This window comes from Embleya sp. NPDC025285, assembly GCF_055558835.1.
Window position 1 is genome coordinate 1 of sequence record NZ_JBVHLU010000117.1, and the last position, 14,826, is coordinate 14,826.

Consider the following 14,826-nt stretch of genomic DNA (forward strand, 5'->3'; position numbering starts at 1 on the left):
CCAGCCCCGCCCCGTTTCGGTCCCGACCCAGCCCCGCCCCGTTTCGGTCCCGACCCAGCCCCGCCCCGTTTCGGTCCCGACCCAGCCCCGCCCCGTTTCGGTCCCGACCCAGCCCCGCCCCGCTCCGGCCCCCGACCCAGCCCCGCCCCGATGCCCCACCCGCCCTCCGGTGTGTGCGCGAAGTTCGCCCCGTTTGGGCCGCGGATGCGGGCGCGCGTCTCAGGTGAGGCGGCCGGTAGGCAGGTCGGTCAGGGACGGTGTGGATGTGTGCAGGATTTCGTAGCGTTCGGTGGTGTCCTTGTGGTGGGGCGTCGGGATGGGGCCCTGCCACAGGACGAAGCGCATCAGGTGCCAGTGGTTCGGGTCGAGGGCGAGGGCAGCGGTGTGGACGCCGTCGGTGCGGGCGAGCGCGTGTAGGGCTTCGATTTCGGCGTCGATGTGTGTGGCCAGGCCGAGACCCGTGGGGTCGGGGTCGGCCGGCAGCGGAAGCAGGCGGCGGGAGGCGGCCTTGGGCGCGTGCTCCCGAGCGGGGCCGGGCAGATGGGCCAAGCCGGTCCAGTGCCGGACCCGGGGGCGACCGAAGTCGCGGATGATGCCTTGGAAGCCGCCACCGCCGACCAGGAAGTGGGCCATCGCGCCGATGTCCCGCCACAGGTAGAACGGCGCGTACTCGTTGACCGGCGAGCCGTCGACGCCGCGTTCGCGGATCGTGTACGCCTTCAGGCCCAGGCCCGCCCGGTCGTCGAGGCCGTGCCCGAAGTCGGCGACGCGCTTGCGGATGATGCCCATGTCGTAGTCGGCGGGCAAGGTGATCTCGTACTGATGGGCGTACATGTCCGAAGGTCCCGTCCTCGTGGTCGTTGCGGTTCGGTGTCGGCTGAATCGGCTATCCGACGGGTTGATACTCCGTGTCGGTGACCGGGTCGCCTCGTTCGGCCTCGGTGCCGTCGGGGGCCACCTCCTGGATGGCCAGGTGGGTCATGAATGTGGTGGGGCCGGCGCCGTGCCAGTGCCATTCGTCGGGCGCGATGCGTACGGTGTCGCCGGGACGCACGGTTTCCACGGGACCGCCGCGGTGCTGGACCAGGCCGGTGCCCTCGGTGATGTGGAGCACCTGGCCGAGCGGGTGGCGGTGCCACACGGTGCGGGAGCCGGGTGCGAAGTGCACACTGTCGACGCGCACCCGCGAGGGCTCGACCGGCGCGGCGATCTCGTCGAGCCAGGCCGGGCCGGTCAGCCACTCGGGCGGTGCCGCGGCGGTGGCGGTCTGGGTACGGATGACCTGCATGTAGGGGGCTCCTCGGAACTCGGACCCTGTTTCGCTCGGACCCTGTTTCGCTCGGACTCTGTCTCGCTCGGACTCGATGTCGCCTGGACTCTGTTTCGCAAGCCCGGACTCGGTTTCGGACCCGGCTTCAGCCCCGGCCGGTGGGCGGCGGTGCGCTCAGCAGGCCGAGTACGCCGGTCACGGCCTGGTCGAAGGGCTCGGTCGAGTCGGCGGCGCGGGCCAGTACGTAACCGCCCTGGAGCACCGCGACGATGGTGGCGGCGGTGCTGTCGGGGTCGAGCGCGGCCACACCCGATTCACCCCGCGCGCGGCCCTCGGCCAGGACCCGGGCCAGCCTGCCGCGCAGCCAGACGAAGGTCTCGTCGACGGGTCCGCGCAGCGCCGGGTCGCTCATGACGTCCGGATCCTGGGTCAGCCGGCCGATCGGGCAGCCCTTGAGCACGTCGCGCTCGCGTCGCAGGTAGGCGGTGATCCGCTCGACGGCGGTTCCCGGCGCGGCGAACTGCCGTTCGGCGGCGGCCCGCATCTCCTTGGCGGTCCGGTCGATCGCGGCCAGCGCGAGATCCGACTTGCCGGTGAAGTGGTGGTACATGCTGCCCTGGCCCACTCCGGCCCGCTGCTGAATCGCCTTGGGGCTGGTGCCGATATAGCCGCGCTCCCAGAGGAGGTCACGCGTGGTCTCGATCAGCAGGTCGGCGGTATTCGAACTCATGCTGCGAGTGTACATACCAGTAGGTACAGAATCCGTAATGCACCCGACACCTCATAGGACCGGCGCCACCGCACAACGCGCACCGCGCAACGCACACGCGCACCCCCCACCACCACGCACCCCTACCACGCACCCACACCACGCACCCCGTACCGCGCACCGCGCCACCGCCGGTCGCCGGATCCCGCCATTTGCCAGATCGAGACATTCCCGTCGGCCGGCTTGTCGGGGTGGGGCGGGGGTTGGTCTACTGGGCGCGCGTGACGGGTGTGGTCGCACCCGGTGTACTTCTGCTCCTCCGCACGGTTCGGGTCCAGCCCAGAAACCCAGGAGACAGGTATGTCCAAGCGCGCAAAGATCGCCGCGCTCGCCACCGCCGGCGCATTCGCCGCCGTGACCACGTTCGCCGGTACCGCCTCTGCGGGCGGGCCCTCGACATCCCCCTACAACTGCGTGGACACCAGGGGCCGAACGTTCACCACGAAGGTGACGTACAGCACCGGCGGTGGCCTGCTCAAGGTGAACATCGCCACGGCGGTCCCGGTGAGCTTCCCCGCGAACTCGATCAACACCACCGTGCTCTTCAACGGACCCAGTGGCGGCGTGGTCTACGACGGCACGATCAATCCGCCCTACACGGCCGGTGCGCCCGTGCTCAACCTGGGTGCGATTCCGAAGGTCAGCGGCACCATCTCGCCCGGGCAGCCATTGAACGCCGTGCTCACCGGTTCGCCGCCCTCACCGAGCAACTGGAGCCTGCGGGTGCTGTTCCCGACGTCGTCGTCGTGGCCCAGTTGGTACTGCGTCACCCGCACCCCGCTCAGCCCGCCCCTGACCTACAACTGATCCGCCACCAGACCGGGGCGGCGGCACCGAGTCCGCCGCCGCCCCGCTCCACCCCGACGAGGCCGCCCGCCGCGTCGCCGCGCCGCCTTCGCGGCCCGTCCGTCCCGTCCGGCACGTCCGCCACGCCCGCCACGCCCGCCACGCCCGGCACGTCCGGCACGTCCGGCACGTCCGCCACGCCCGGCACGCCCGGCACGCCCGGTCCAGCGTGCCGGTCAGCCCGTACCGGCCGTGTGTCCGGCGGATCCGTCGGCCCGGATCAACACGGTGCGTCCGGTGTGTCCGTGAGCCCGTAGTAGATCCGAGGCGCGCCATCCAGGCGAAGCTCCACGCGCCCGCGCACCGGAGTCAGCAGCCGCTCCCGCCCGATGCAGTCCAGCTCGCGGACCGTCGCCGCGGTGTTGCGCCCGCCGCCGCGATGCCCACGACCGCGTCGCCCGGCCTCTGCCGGTGAAGCTCCCGGGGCCGCCGCCACCATCAGCGTCGTCTTCGTCCGCCACCCGTCCACCCACGGCTCGGGCGCGGCGAACCATCCCGAGTCCGTCGGGTGGTCGGGGTTGAGTACGTACCCGTCCTTGCGGCTCCACAGGATCGAAATCGGGCCGTCGGGCGAGGCGAACAGCAGCCCCTTGAGATCCGGGTCGGCCAGGTTCAACCGGCGGACGAACGTGGCCCGATCCAGCACCCGGGCCGCCGTGGCGTAGGCCAGTGCCGACGGCTTGGCGCCGAGGTCGCGGTGCATCAGCCCGTAGTGGTATTCGGAGTTCACCGGGTCGGCCAGTTGCGGCTTGCCCAGCACGCTGTCGTGCAACTGGTACCAGTTCACGCAGCGCACCCCCTCGGCCTTGGCCAGCGCCAGGGTCAACAGCACGTTCTCCGCCGCGTGCCGATAGGTGTCGTGCCACCAACTGTTCGGCTTGGTGCACGCGTACGCCTCGGTCAGCCACAGCTCCTTCTCGCCGTACTCGGCGATCACCTCGCGGGCCTTGCGCAGGCCGCCGAGGAAGTTCCAGTACGTGCCGTGGTCGCCCATGGTCCAGTCGGCCGGCGCCGGCGCGTAGTCGGGGGTGAAGTTGCCGCGGCCGGGGTGGAAGGCGAAGCCGTCGATCAGGTCCCAGCCGCCCGCGTCGCGGAAGTTCTTGGTCCAGACGTAGTCCATCCCGGCCAGGCCCGCGTTCATCACCTTGGTCCGGGCCCCGGCCGCGGTCAGCCGATCCCGTACGGGGTGCAGTCCGTCGCGGACGTAGGCGGACGCGGTCTGGCCGCTCATCCACGGCTTGTTGATCTCGTTGGCCACCTCGAACCAGTCGGCGTTCGCGCCGATCGCCTTGGCGGTGTTGGTGTCCGCCCACGCGGCGATCTGGGCGGTGGTGCCGCCGAGTGGGATGCCGGCCAGTTCGATGTTGTGCGCGAAGCCGGCCGCGTCGAGCGTGGCCGGTGGCAGGCCGGGGCCGCCGTCGTAGGAGATCCGCACCCGCTTGATGCCGAGTCGCCGCATCAGGCCCAGCACGGCCGGGGCGTCCGGCTCGAGCAGCCACGGGTAGTTGGCGATGCCGAACATGCTGTCGGGGCCCGCTTGGTAGGCGAACGAGGGCAGCACCGAGAGGTTGGTCCGGGCGAACGCCTCGTCCGTTCCGGAGGTCGCGCTCACCTCGGTGAACACGATGCCGTGCGGCGGCGAGGTGACGGTGAACGTCTGCGCCCAGGTGGCGCCCGCCGCGACGGTGTCGGTGACCGTGCCGCTGCCCAGGATCCGGCCGTCGAAGTCGCGCGCCCACCAGGACAGTCGCACCGCCTTGTCCGTGGCGCCGCCGTTGGCGACCTCCGCGTGCAGTGGCATCGGTACCCCGCCCCGGTCCCACAGCGAGAACGGCTGGTCGGTCCACACCTCGACACCGAGCGGCCGGGCCGATCCGGTGGTGCCGGCCGCCGCGGGCCGCATCGTGCCGAGCACCAGGTCGGCCTCGGTCACCGCGCCGTCGGTGGTTGCGGTGCCGGGCGCGTGGATCCAGGTGGCGTTGGTCCAGGCCGGAGTGGTGCCGGCGAGCCGGAAATACGCCTTCGTGTCGGCCCAGGTCTCCTGGTAGACCACGCCGGCGTTGGTCTCGTACGGAATGCCGCCGCCCGCGTCCCGGTTCCACGTGGTCAGCGCGGCGAAGGTTTCCGGCGCGGTGGGCGCGAGTACGGTGCGCCCGAACATGAAGCCGGCCGGGATCAGTGTGGTCGAGCCGCCCACCTCCCAGCGCAGATGCGCCCGGTGCGCGGTGACGTCGAAGACGCCCCGGACGGTGATCCCGTTCGCGGCGGCCGGCAGCGTGTACTCGACCCGGATCGCGGGTCTGCCGTCGGCGAGCGTGATCAACGACGGTGTGCCGCCGGTGCTCTGCTGGATGCCGGCGACGGTGTCCTTGGCCATGAATCTGGTCAGGCGCACCCGCTCGATCCCGCCGCCGTCGCGGATCGAGACGTAGCCGTCGGCGCCGGCGGTGAGGCTGATGCCCGGCGCGGACACGGTCACCGGGGCCGCCTGTTCGGCCGCGAACGCGGTTCCCGGCAGCACCGTGCCGGCCACACCGACGGCGACCGCCCCGGCGAGGAAGCCGCGTCGGCGCAGGTCGCCGTCGCCGCTGTGGTGGTCGTCGGGTGCGTGGTGGGTGGACATGAGGATCCCTTTCCCGAGCGACAGGGCTGACCTAATGCGGATTAGAGCGAATGTGTACTCCGATCGTCGACACGAGTCAAGGTCGCCGTATGTCTGATTCGCCGGGCCGCGCAACTTGTCGGCAACCCTCTTGACACACTCTCCTAATGCGAATTAGATACGACCTCATCGCAGCCCGACGCATCCGCGTCCGGAGCGGCATCCCTCCGGAGCAACGTCCGGCCCGCAGCACCAGGATCCAGGGAGGTACCCGTGGCCGAGTCAGTCCCGGTCAGCACGCACCGGCGCCGGCGCCGTCGGGCGGTGGCGGGGGCCGGGGCGCTCGCGCTCGCCCTCGTCGCAGGCACCGCCGGTTGTTCGTCCGGCACGTCCGACGGCGCCGGCTCCTCCGGCAAGACCACGATCACCGTCGCGGGCATGCCCGCGACCACGGCCCCGAAGACGCGGCAACAATTCCTGGACGCGGTCGCCGCGTTCGAGAAGGCCAACCCGAACATCAAGCTCAAGCCGACCGACACCCAGTGGGACGCGCGCACGTTCGCGGCCCGCCTGGCGGGCGGCAGCGCCGAGACGGTGCTGACCGTGCCGCTGACCGAACCGCCCGGCCTGATCGCGCGCAAGCAGATCGCCGACCTGAGCACCGAGGTCAAGAGCCTGCCGCACTCGGGCGACCTGGACCCGCGCGCGCTGGCCCCGGCCACCGCCGCGGACGGCAAGATCCACGGGCTGCCGGTCACCGAGTACGCGCTCGGCCTGGTCTACAACCGCGACCTGTTCACCAAGGCCGGTCTGGACCCGGACAAGCCGCCCGCGACCTGGGACGAGGTGCGTAGCGCCGCCAAGAAGATCTCCGACACCGGCGCCACCGGCTACACCCAGATGACCGTCAAGAACACCGGCGGTTGGATCCTCACCGCGATGACCTACGCCTACGGCGGCTCGATGGAGAAGAAGGTCGGCGACAAGTACGTGCCGTCCCTGCTCGACGGCCCGGCCGAGAACGCGCTCAAGCAACTGTCCGCGATGCGCTGGCAGGACGACTCGATGGGCAACAACCATCTGCGCACCCAGCAGGACGCCGAACGCGACTTCGCCGCGGGCAAGATCGGCATGATGATCAGCACGGTCAACAGCTACCAGCGCTACATCACCCAGTACTCCGGCAAGCCCGCCGACTTCGGCATGGCCGCGCTTCCGCAACAGAACGGCGGCAAGGCCACCCTGCTCGGCGGCCTGATGGCCGTGGTCAGCGCCAAGGCCACACCGGCGCAGCGGGCCGCGGCGGTGAAGTGGATCGACTACTTCTACCTCAAGCCGACGTACGACCCGGCCGCGGCCGAGGAACTCGCGCTCGCCCAGGCCGCGGACAAGCTCGCGGTCGGTCTGCCAACGCTGCCGTTCTACTCGGCCGCCGTGGCCGACCCGGTCAACGCCGCGATCAACAAGCACACCAACATCCCGACCGCGAACTTCGCGCCCTACGTCACCGGTGTGGGCAAGCTGGACTACCAGGTGGAGCCGCCGGTCGCCGCGCAGGATCTGTACGGGGCGTTGGACACCGTGGTGCAGGCCGTGTTGACCCGCAAGGACGCGGATCCGCGCGAGGAGTTGGCGAAGGCCGGCGACCGGCTCGGGCCGGCCTTCGAGAAGGCGCAGGCGCAGTGACCGGGGGCGAGACCCGGGCACGCCGAGGGGGTGCGTCGGGTCGACCCGGAATCATGCGGACGCCTGCTGCCGGCGGGGGGTCGGTCGGTGCCGGGATGTGCCGGGATCGCGATGGGGGTGCCGGGCCGTACCGGGATCACCACGGGGGCGTCGGGCGGTACCCGGATCGCGACGGGGGCTCGCGGTGAGTACGCCGACCATTTCCCGGGAGAGCCTGCCGGTCGTCGCGCAGGTGCCCTCGCGCAAGGGCCTGCCCAAGGCGACCCGGTGGCGCGGCGGATCCCGGCACGTCGCGGCGGCGTTGTTCCTGCTGCCGACCGTGCTGGTGTTCGGCCTGTTCTCGTGGTGGCCGATCATCCGCAGCCTGGTGCTCAGCTTCCAGCAGACCAACCTGGTCGAACCGGCGAGTTGGGTCGGCCTACAGAACTACCAGACCCTGCTGGACGATCCGCTGCTCGGCAAGGCGGTGTGGAACACCCTGGTGTTCACCGGCCTGGCGCTGCTGATCGGCTTCCCGTTGCCGCTGTTCCTGGCCGTGCTGATGTCCGAACTGCGGCGCGGCGCCGGGCTGATGCGTGTGCTGGTCTACCTGCCGGTCGCGGTCCCGCCGGTGGTGGCGGTGCTGATGTGGAAGTGGTTCTACGACCCGGACTCGGGGCTGTTCAACGAGGTGCTCGGCAAGGTCGGCCTGGGCCCGTACCCGTGGTTGCAATCCGCCGACACCGCGATGACGAGCCTGGTGGTGGAGGCGACCTGGGCGGGCGCGGGCGGCGCGGTACTGATCTATCTGGCCGCGCTCGCGAGTGTGCCGACCGAGTTGTACGAGGCCGCGGAACTGGACGGGGCCTCGGTCCGGCGCCGGTTGTGGCACGTCACGCTGCCGCACATGCGCTCGGTCCTGTTGATCATGATGCTGCTCCAAGTGATCAACACCTTCCAGGTGTTCACCGAGCCGTTCGTACTCACCGACGGCGGCCCGGAGGACTCCACGGTCACCGTGCTGCTGCTCATCTACCGGTACGCGTTCGTCAGTGGCGACTACGGCAGCGCCGCCGCGCTGAGCGTGAGCCTGGCCGCGGTGCTCGCGATCCTGTCGGCGATCTATCTGCGGCTCACCCGCACGTGGGGGACGAAATGAGTACCGGTACCAGGGGCGTGATGTCCGAGACGGAACGCCGCCGTCCCCTCACCCGGTTCGGCCTGGGCACCACCCAACTGCTGCTGATCGCCGCGCTGGTGATCGAGGGCGCGGGCCCCATCTACTGGGTGTTCAAAGGCTCGATCTCCTCCACCCAGGAGTCGTTGCGGCACCCGCTGGCGCTGTGGCCCGAGGAGGCGCACTGGTCGAACATCTCGACCGCGTGGACGAGCTTGGACCTGGGCCGCTATCTGACGAACACCGTTGTACTGGTGGGTGGTTCCTGGTTCGTGCAGTTGTTCGTCGCGGTCACCGGGGCCTATGCGCTGTCCATTCTGCGGCCGTTCTACGGCAAGTACGTCTACGCCGCGGTGCTGGCCACGCTGTTCCTGCCGGGCACGGTGTCGATGGTTTCGCTCTACCTGACCATCCAGGACCTGCCGCTGACCGGCGGGTCGATCGCCAACACGCCGATGGCGGTGTGGCTGCCGGCCGGCGCGCACGCGTTCAACGTGCTGCTGATGAAACAGTTCTTCGACGGCATTCCCCGGGAACTTCTCGAGGCGGCCCGCCTGGACGGTGCCGGTCCGTGGCGGGTTCTCACCCGTATCGTGCTGCCCATGTCCCGGCCGATCCTGGCCGTGGTGTCGCTGCTCGCGGTGATGAACGCCTGGAAGGACTTCCTCTGGCCGATGATCGCCATCACCGACACGGACAAGCAGCCGCTGGCGGTGGCGCTCCCGCGACTCGCGGACACCTCGGACCAGAGTCTGCTGATCGCGGGAATGCTGATCACGATCATCCCGCCGGTTGTGGTCTTCCTGGTCTTCCAGCGGCAGATCGTGCGCGGCATCGCGTTCACGGGGCTCAAGTGAGCGGGGGGCGCGGAACGCGCGGGCGCGGAAGGCACGAGCCAGTGGCGCACGGAAGCGGTGTGCGGGGAAGCGGCGTGGGTGGGTCCGCGACGCGTGGGTCGGAGGTGCCCGAGCCCGAGGTGTGGATGGCGCGGGTTCTCGTTACCGGTGCCGCGGGACGGCTGGGGACCGCCGTGTTGGCGGAGTTGGCCGGTCGAGGGGTGCCGGTGACCGCGTTGGTCGCCGAGGACGTCGGGGATGCCGGGGAGTTGCGCGCCGACCGGGTGGTGGTCGGTGACGCCCGGGATCCGGTGGCCGTGGCGGATGCGCTCGACGGGGTCGACGCGGTGATCCACCTGGCCGCGCTCGCCTCGCCCGAAGTAGCCGCGCCCGAGGTGGTGTTCGGTACGAATACGCAGGCCACCTTCGTGGTGCTGAACGAGGCCGGGCGGGCGGGGCTGCGCCGCGCGGTGTTGGCGAGCAGCCTGTCCGTCACCGGCCTGCCGTTCGCCCGTTCCACGCCTCGGCCGCAGCCGGCGTACCTGCCCCTCGACACGGAGTTGCCGCTTTGCATCGAGGACCCGTACGCGCTGTCCAAGCAGGTCGACGAGGCCACCGCCGCGATGATGCACCGGCGACACGGAATGACGGCGGTGGCGTTGCGCCTGCCGTTCCTCGGTGATCCCGACCGACTCGGCGGGCACGCCGCTCGGTTGGCCGGCGACCCGGCCGGCGGTGCGGCGGAGGTGTGGAGTTATCTCGACCTGCGGGACGCCGCCCGAGCGTGCGTACTCGGCCTGACCGCGTCGGGTGTGACGGGCGCACCGGTGCTGTTCGTGGCGGCGCCGGACACGCTTTCGGCGACGCCCACTCGCGAACTCGTCGCCACCCACCTGCCGGATGTGCCCTGCCGGGCGACGTTTCCCGAGCGGTCGGTCCCGATCGACCTGGCGCCCGCCCGGCGGCTTCTCGGCTTCAGCGCCCGATACCCGTATCCGGTCGCGGGCGGGCTGATCTCCGGCGATACCCGGGACGATTCGTCTGCGAAACAGCCGGAGTCGGGTAGCGCTCGGCACGCTGATCGGACCTCGTACCCACAGGAGCGAACCTCATGAGCAAGTCGGAGTCGGAGTCCGAGACGGAGTCCGAGACGGGGACGCGCTCCACCGATCGGGTGGACCCGGCGGCGACGCCCGGCGTTCGCATGGCCGAGGCGCACGTGGCCGAGGCTCACGTGCCCGGCGTGCTCGTGCCCGGGGCTTACGTGACCGAGGCCCAAGTGCCCGGTGTTCACGTGCCCGACACGGCGACTCTCGCGGTCATGGCCGAGACGCAGGCGCCGTGGGCCGCTCGGGACGCGTTGCGGATCACGTCGGTGCGGGCGATCGTGACCGCGCCCGGTGGGGTGCCGCTCGTCGTGGTGCGGGTCGACACGTCCGAGCCGGGGCTGTACGGCCTCGGCTGCGCCACCTTCACCCAGCGCTTCCACGCGGTGGTCGCGGCCGTCGAGGAACACCTCGCGCCGATGGTGATCGGTCGGCACCCGGCCGACATCGAGGACATCTTCCGGCTGTTGCACTACTCCTCCTATTGGCGTGGCGGCCCGGTGCACAACAACGCGCTGTCCGGGATCGACCAGGCGCTGTGGGACATCGCCGGCAAACGACTGGGCGTGCCGGTGTACGAACTGCTCGGCGGCCGGGTGCGCGGTGGTGCCGCGGTGTACACCGGGGCTCGCGGCGGCAGCATCGAGGAGTCGATCGAGCGGGTGGCCGCATTGGCCGAACAGGGCTACCGCTACGTGCGGTTGCAGACCGGCGGCCCGGGTCTGGGTACCTACGGCGCCGACGGCACGCCGGGCGGCTACCCGGGCGCGCCCTATCCGGACGGCTGGGACGTCGGCCACTACCTGCGTACCGCGCCGCGCCTGTTCGAGCGGGCCCGGGAGGTGCTCGGCGACGAACTCGGGCTGCTGCACGACGCACACAACCGGCTCACCCCGAAGGAGGCGGTGGGACTGGCCCGTTCGCTGGAGCCGTACCGGCTGTTCTTCCTCGAGGACCCGCTGGCGCCGGAGCACTTCGATCGGCTGCCCGAGGTGCGCGCCGCCGCGCCGATGCCGATCGCCTCCGGCGAGTTGCTCACCTCGATGACCGACGCGACGCGCCTGATCACCTCCGGCGGCGTCGACTACCTGCGGGTGCACGTGTCGGCGGTGGGCGGGCTGACCCCGGCCCGCAAGCTGGCCACACTGTGCGAGCTGACCGGGGTGCGGACCGCGTGGCACGGGCCGCCGGACGTCTCGCCGATCGGCGCGGCGGTCAACGTCACGCTCGATGTGACCAGTCCCGCCTTCGGCATCCAGGAGCAACACGTCTACCCCGAGCGGGTGCACGAGGTGTTCCCCGGCACGCTGCGCACCGTGGACGGCTACCTCACGCCCTCGGATCGGCCCGGATGGGGCATCGACCTGGACGAGGCGGCGGCGGCGAAGTACCCGCCGCGGACCCACCTGCACGAGCGGTGGGCGGCCCGGGTGCGCCGCCCCGACGGCGGCCTGGAAGCACCGTGAATCACGCACCGTGACTGGATATACTGGATCGATTGATCTGATGCGCATTAGGAACCCGTTGTCAGGCATTTGGAGGAGTACATGAAGCCGATCGGCGGGCCCGGACGGCCGGCTGGTTCACGCGCGAACCGGCCCCGTCAGGCGGATATCGCCCGCTTGGCCGGCGTCTCACAGCCGACGGTGTCCCTGATCCTCAGCGGCGGTTCGGCAGCGGTCGGGATCGCCGACGAGACCCGGCGCAAGGTGATGGCCGCCGCCGAGCAACTCGGCTACGTGCCGGACCCGATAGCGAAGCGGCTGGCGGCCGGCCAGAACAACCTGCTCGGCCTGTACACGTTCACCGCGACCTTCCCCACCGAGATGTCGCACGCGTACCACCCGTTCCTGGTCGGCATCGAGCAGGAGTCCGCCGCCCAGGGCTACGACCTGCTGATGTTCATCGCCTCCAGCGTCACCGGCGAGCGGCCACACGCCGAGGTGCTCAACCGGGTCCGGCTGGCCGACGGTTGCCTGTTCATGGGCCGACACCTGCCGATCCGGGAGATGGACCGGCTCCTGGCCACCGACCTGCCGGTGGTCTACCTGGGCCGGCACGACGACTTCGGCGACCGACTGCCGTACGTCGGTGCGGACTACGTGACGGCGACGGCGGAGGTCGTACGTCACCTGGCCGAGCTGGGGCACCACAAGATCCTGTACGTCCGCGAACTCGACGACGCGATCAGCGCGGTGGACCGCGAGACCGGGTTCCGTCGCGGCATGGCCGAATGCGGACTCCCGGTCGAGCGCGCCGGCGTGGTGCGCACCGACGGTTCGGACCTGACCACCGACCGGTTGCGGGGCTGGTACGAGCAGGGCGTCACCGCGATCGTCACCGAGGCGACCGACACCGACGCCGCGCATCGCGCGGTGCTGGAGGCGGCCTCCGCCGCCGGCTACCGCTTTCCCGAGGACCTGTCACTGGCGACCCTGGGTGCGCCCGAACACGCGGTCCCCGGGCCGGCGTTCCTGTCCGGGTTCTCGGTACCCAGACGGGAGATGGGCGCGGCCGCGGTCCGTCTGCTCACCGGCCTGATCGCGGGGGATCCGAGCCTGGCCAGACACCAGTTGATGAACTGTGAGGCGGTGCCGGGGCAGACGGCGGGGCCGGCGCGCTGAGTTCGGGCTGAGGGGCGGGTCGGCGGGCCCGGCAGATCGGTGGGCCGGCGCGCCGGTCGGCCCGTCGGCCGGTGAGTCGTCCTGAGTCGTCCTGGGTCGTCCCGCGGCGAACGGCCATGCGGGCATGCCGTTCTAGGCCCTGGCGATCTTGCGTGTTGCCCGGCTTCGCCTGGTTTCGCTGATTTCTTCCTTCGTCTTCACAACCTCGTTCCCTCGCGATTCCGCAGCGCGTTCCATTCGCACCGTTCACGGAAGGCTTCACCATGTCCGAAATCAGCACCGAGATTCTCATCGTCGGCGGTGGGCTCGGCGGAGTTGCCGCCGCGCTGGCCGCGTGCCGCGCGGGCCGGACGGTCGTACTCACGGAGGAGACCGACTGGATCGGCGGACAGCTCACCGCGCAGGCCGTGCCGCCGGACGAGCATCCCTGGATCGAGAGCTACGGCGCACCCGCGAGCTACCGCGAATTGCGCACCGCGATCCGTGACCACTACCGCACCTGGTACCCGCTGACCGGAGCGGCTCGGCAGCGTCGCGAGCTCAACCCCGGCGCCGGTTACGTGAGCAAGCTGTGCCACGAACCGCGCGCCGCGCTGGCCGTGTTGCAGGCGCTGCTCGCGCCGCACCTGGCGTCCGGGCGGCTGCGCATACTCCTGGAGCACGTGCCCGCCGAGGTGTTCGCGGACGGCGACCGGGTTCGCGCGGTCACCCTGTGGGGCGTGCGTACCGAGGAGTCGCACACGATCAGCGCGACGTACGTCCTGGACGCGACCGAAACCGGTGAGCTGCTTCCGCTGGCCAAGGCGGAGTACGTCACCGGCGCCGAGTCCCGGGACGAGCATGACGAGCCGAACGCGCCCGAGCGGTACGAGCCGTTGAACATGCAGGGCATCACCTACTGCTTCGCGGTGTCGTACCACGAGGGCGAGAACCACGTGATCGACAAGCCCGCCGACTACGAGTTCTGGCGCTCGTACCGGCCGGACTTCTGGCCCGGGCCCCTGCTCGGCTTCCTCGCGCCGGACCCGCGCACGCTCGAACCCGAGGTGCGGACCTTCGACCCGCGCCCGACCGGGGACCCGCTCGCGGTGCATGCCGACCAGAGCGCCAACGCCGGTGGCGACGACCTGTGGTTGTTCCGGCGGATCCTGGCCAAGGGCCTGTTCGAGCCCGGCGCGGTCGACTCGGACATCACGCTGGTGAACTGGCCGCTGAACGACTACTGGCTGCGGCCGATCATCGAGGTCGGCGCGGACGAGGCCGCCGCCGCGCACCGGGAGGCCAAGCAACTGTCCCTGTCGGTGCTGTACTGGCTCCAGACCGAGGCGCCCCGGCCGGACGGAGGCACCGGGTATCCCGGACTGCGGCTGCGGCACGATGTGGTCGGCACGGCCGACGGGCTGGCCAAGTCCGCCTACGTGCGCGAGTCGCGGCGCATCCGCGCGGTCACCACGGTGACCGAACACCACGTTTCGCGGGACATCCTGGGCACGCACGGCATCCACCACTTCCCGGACTCGGTGGGCGTGGGCGCCTACCGGATCGACCTGCATCCCTCGACCGGCGGCGACAACTACATCGACGTGGCCAGCGTGCCGTTCGAGATCCCGCTCGGCGCACTGCTGCCGATCCGGATGCGCAACCTGCTCCCGGCGGCCAAGAACATCGGCACCACGCACATCTCCAACGGCTGCTACCGGCTGCACCCGGTGGAGTGGAACGTGGGCGAGGTGGTCGGCCGACTCGCCTCCTATTGCCTGGAGCGGGGCGTCGAACCACACGCGGTACGCGAAGACCCGGCGCTGTTCGCCGAGTTCGCGGACGAACTGGACGCGATCGGGGTGGAGCGCCACTGGCCGGCCCCGGCCGGGTACTGAACAGCCCCAGCCCGAGGGCCGCTTCGCCGCAGGCGTGTCGGCGGGGCGGCCTTC

Annotated in this window: 13 protein-coding genes; 8 read left to right on the top strand and 5 right to left on the bottom strand. The window is 70.9% G+C overall.

Annotation, left to right across the window (positions count from 1 at the left end; translation table 11 throughout):
* Positions 1-219: 219 nt before the first annotated feature.
* The 3 genes from ACZ4FV_RS44255 to ACZ4FV_RS44265 all read right to left on the bottom strand — a co-directional run bounded on the left by ACZ4FV_RS44255 (position 220) and on the right by ACZ4FV_RS44265 (position 2,000).
* Positions 220-834, bottom strand: coding sequence for a DUF4865 family protein (locus ACZ4FV_RS44255; RefSeq protein ID WP_465326520.1), 615 nt, complete (start codon positions 832-834; stop codon positions 220-222).
* A 52-nt stretch (positions 835-886) separates the two neighbouring features.
* Positions 887-1,288 (bottom strand): (R)-mandelonitrile lyase, encoded by a 402-nt coding sequence (locus tag ACZ4FV_RS44260; protein WP_465326522.1) that lies wholly within the window; start codon positions 1,286-1,288, stop codon positions 887-889.
* Between the two features lie 127 nt (positions 1,289-1,415).
* Positions 1,416-2,000: a TetR/AcrR family transcriptional regulator gene (locus tag ACZ4FV_RS44265; protein WP_395873764.1), complete on the bottom strand. Its 585-nt coding sequence runs from the start codon at positions 1,998-2,000 to the stop codon at positions 1,416-1,418.
* 339 nt (positions 2,001-2,339) lie between these two features.
* Between ACZ4FV_RS44265 and ACZ4FV_RS44270 the strand changes: the two genes are divergently transcribed.
* Positions 2,340-2,846 (top strand): hypothetical protein, encoded by a 507-nt coding sequence (locus ACZ4FV_RS44270; RefSeq protein ID WP_395873765.1) that lies wholly within the window; start codon positions 2,340-2,342, stop codon positions 2,844-2,846.
* Here ACZ4FV_RS44270 and ACZ4FV_RS44275 read toward each other — a convergent pair.
* Complete coding sequence (locus tag ACZ4FV_RS44275) at positions 2,821-3,042, bottom strand: hypothetical protein (protein WP_465326525.1); 222 nt, start codon at positions 3,040-3,042, stop codon at positions 2,821-2,823. The genes ACZ4FV_RS44270 and ACZ4FV_RS44275 overlap by 26 nt on opposite strands.
* A 63-nt stretch (positions 3,043-3,105) precedes the next feature.
* Positions 3,106-5,508 (bottom strand): hypothetical protein, encoded by a 2,403-nt coding sequence (locus tag ACZ4FV_RS44280; RefSeq protein ID WP_395873766.1) that lies wholly within the window; start codon positions 5,506-5,508, stop codon positions 3,106-3,108.
* Positions 5,509-5,760: 252 nt separating this feature from the next.
* Here ACZ4FV_RS44280 and ACZ4FV_RS44285 point away from each other — a divergent pair, with 252 nt between their 5' ends.
* From ACZ4FV_RS44285 to ACZ4FV_RS44315, 7 genes are all read left to right on the top strand, one after another.
* On the top strand, positions 5,761-7,173 hold the full coding sequence (locus ACZ4FV_RS44285) for an ABC transporter substrate-binding protein (protein WP_395873767.1): 1,413 nt from the start codon (positions 5,761-5,763) through the stop codon (positions 7,171-7,173).
* A gap of 184 nt (positions 7,174-7,357) precedes the next feature.
* Positions 7,358-8,311, top strand: a complete 954-nt coding sequence (locus ACZ4FV_RS44290; protein WP_402241816.1) for a carbohydrate ABC transporter permease — start codon at positions 7,358-7,360, stop codon at positions 8,309-8,311.
* Positions 8,312-8,331: 20 nt separating this feature from the next.
* Positions 8,332-9,186 carry a carbohydrate ABC transporter permease gene (locus ACZ4FV_RS44295; protein ID WP_395873769.1) on the top strand — a complete coding sequence of 285 codons (855 nt, stop codon included), beginning with the start codon at positions 8,332-8,334 and terminating at the stop codon, positions 9,184-9,186.
* Between the two features lie 104 nt (positions 9,187-9,290).
* Positions 9,291-10,280, top strand: a complete 990-nt coding sequence (locus tag ACZ4FV_RS44300; RefSeq protein ID WP_465326529.1) for an NAD-dependent epimerase/dehydratase family protein — start codon at positions 9,291-9,293, stop codon at positions 10,278-10,280.
* The gene (locus ACZ4FV_RS44305; protein ID WP_402241811.1) at positions 10,277-11,737 is read left to right on the top strand and encodes an enolase C-terminal domain-like protein; all 1,461 of its coding nucleotides are present in this window, start codon (positions 10,277-10,279) and stop codon (positions 11,735-11,737) included. The genes ACZ4FV_RS44300 and ACZ4FV_RS44305 overlap by 4 nt, the downstream gene beginning before the upstream one ends.
* A 147-nt stretch (positions 11,738-11,884) precedes the next feature.
* The gene (locus tag ACZ4FV_RS44310; RefSeq protein WP_465326552.1) at positions 11,885-12,895 is read left to right on the top strand and encodes a LacI family DNA-binding transcriptional regulator; all 1,011 of its coding nucleotides are present in this window, start codon (positions 11,885-11,887) and stop codon (positions 12,893-12,895) included.
* Positions 12,896-13,158: 263 nt separating this feature from the next.
* Positions 13,159-14,772, top strand: coding sequence for an FAD-dependent oxidoreductase (locus ACZ4FV_RS44315; protein ID WP_465326532.1), 1,614 nt, complete (start codon positions 13,159-13,161; stop codon positions 14,770-14,772).
* Positions 14,773-14,826: the final 54 nt, after the last annotated feature.

Bases quoted from the DNA above. Each gene is read 5' to 3' on its own strand.
- ACZ4FV_RS44260 (WP_465326522.1), bottom strand. From the start codon at position 1,288: ATGCAGGTCATCCGTACCCAGACCGCCACCGCCGCGGCACCGCCCGAG.
- ACZ4FV_RS44270 (WP_395873765.1), top strand. From the start codon at position 2,340: ATGTCCAAGCGCGCAAAGATCGCCGCGCTCGCCACCGCCGGCGCATTC.
- ACZ4FV_RS44255 (WP_465326520.1), bottom strand. From the start codon at position 834: ATGTACGCCCATCAGTACGAGATCACCTTGCCCGCCGACTACGACATG.
- ACZ4FV_RS44305 (WP_402241811.1), top strand. From the start codon at position 10,277: ATGAGCAAGTCGGAGTCGGAGTCCGAGACGGAGTCCGAGACGGGGACG.
- ACZ4FV_RS44280 (WP_395873766.1), bottom strand. From the start codon at position 5,508: ATGTCCACCCACCACGCACCCGACGACCACCACAGCGGCGACGGCGAC.
- ACZ4FV_RS44295 (WP_395873769.1), top strand. From the start codon at position 8,332: ATGTCCGAGACGGAACGCCGCCGTCCCCTCACCCGGTTCGGCCTGGGC.
- ACZ4FV_RS44315 (WP_465326532.1), top strand. From the start codon at position 13,159: ATGTCCGAAATCAGCACCGAGATTCTCATCGTCGGCGGTGGGCTCGGC.
- ACZ4FV_RS44265 (WP_395873764.1), bottom strand. From the start codon at position 2,000: ATGAGTTCGAATACCGCCGACCTGCTGATCGAGACCACGCGTGACCTC.